Origin of the sequence: Pseudomonas sp. UBA6699, assembly GCF_002454615.1 — a bacterium.
Taxonomy (GTDB): domain Bacteria; phylum Pseudomonadota; class Gammaproteobacteria; order Pseudomonadales; family Pseudomonadaceae; genus Aquipseudomonas; species Aquipseudomonas juntendi.
Genome location: NZ_DKJF01000043.1, coordinates 140,483 through 141,844, shown reverse-complemented (window position 1 = coordinate 141,844; position 1,362 = coordinate 140,483). Strand labels below are relative to the sequence as shown.

General features: G+C 64.4%; 2 protein-coding genes. One reads left to right on the top strand and one right to left on the bottom strand.

Annotation, left to right across the window (positions count from 1 at the left end; translation table 11 throughout):
- Positions 1-227: 227 nt before the first annotated feature.
- Positions 228-875: a YceH family protein gene (locus tag B3361_RS08640; protein WP_054906211.1), complete on the top strand. Its 648-nt coding sequence runs from the start codon at positions 228-230 to the stop codon at positions 873-875.
- Between the two features lie 4 nt (positions 876-879).
- Here the strand turns inward: B3361_RS08640 and B3361_RS08635 are convergent, their stop codons facing one another.
- Complete coding sequence (locus tag B3361_RS08635) at positions 880-1,068, bottom strand: hypothetical protein (protein ID WP_029886312.1); 189 nt, start codon at positions 1,066-1,068, stop codon at positions 880-882.
- Positions 1,069-1,362: the final 294 nt, after the last annotated feature.

Genomic DNA, 1,362 nt, shown 5'->3' with positions numbered 1-1,362 from the left:
ACCTTGTGGCAAACACCTGTCAGCCCCAAGGCGATCCCTGTGGGAGCTGGCTTGCCGGCAATGGGCTCCACCACCACGTCTTGACTGACCGGCATTCGGCGTAGCGCCTGGATTTTCTTCGGGCTGCTGGCCGGAGCGGGCTCACCCGCTCTCACCAGCAGCCGCAATTGCCTTACACGATGGCATTACCTACCCTAGTGGCCTTTCCCCAGTAATGAGACAGGGCCATGTCAGAATACGAAACCGCCGGTGAAGGCCGCTTGAGCAGCACCGAGATACGTGTCCTCGGCGCGTTGATCGAAAAGCAGGCCACCAGCCCGGAGAGCTACCCGCTGACCCTCAACGCCCTGGTCCTGGCCTGCAACCAGAAGACCAGCCGCGAGCCCGTAATGAACCTTACACCAGGCCAGGTCGGCCAGGCCTTGCGCAACCTTGAAGCGCAGGGCATGACCCGCCTGCAGATGGGCAGCCGCGCCGATCGCTGGGAGCAGCGGGTGGACAAGGCCCTGGAGCTGGTACCGGCGCAACTGGTGCTGATGGGCCTGATGTTCCTGCGCGGCCCGCAGACCCTCAACGAACTGCTGACCCGCAGCAACCGCCTGCATGATTTCGACGACACCGAGCAGATCCAGCACCAGCTGGAGCGCCTGACCTCGCGCGACCTGGCCTTGCACCTGCCGCGCCAGGCGGGCCAGCGCGAGGACCGTTATACCCATGCGTTGGGCGACCCGGCGGAGATCGAGGCGATTCTTGCTGCACGTCAGCAGGAGGGCGGCCAGCGCAGCAGTGGCAGCAGCGTGTCGCAGGAGCGTATTGAAGCGCTTGAAGCCCGCATCGCAGCGCTGGAAGCGCGCCTGGCAGACCTGGAAGGCTAGGCGGTCACGGCTCGGGGTCGGGGAAGTTGCGGCAGCTTTTGCGCTCGGCCAGCTCCCGGTCGCTGGGGCGCTGGTCGACGAATACGGTGCGACCGTCGGCGTAGATTTCCAGGTAACCCCAATGCAGGTCCTGCTCCGTCTGACCGGGCTTGGGCGGGACTAGCCACCAGGGTTCGCGGCTGATCAGCGTCATGATACGGCTTCCTGAGGGTGTATGCCGTAAGCATAGACAGCCTGGATTTGATCCCTTGCGAGTGCTGGCCTTTTCGCGGCTAGAGCCGCTCCTGCAAGTACGGCGGCAACTCCAAGCCAACGCAGACACCCTGTGGAAGCGGGCATGCCCGCGAACACCGGCAAAGCCGGTGCCAGATACCGCGTCGCCTGCTTCGCGGGCTTGCCCGCTCCCACAGGTGAATCGCGCAGGCTTTTCGAATTCTGAGAAAGACAGCTGCTCCTGCAAGTACGCCGGCAACTCCAAGCCAGCGCA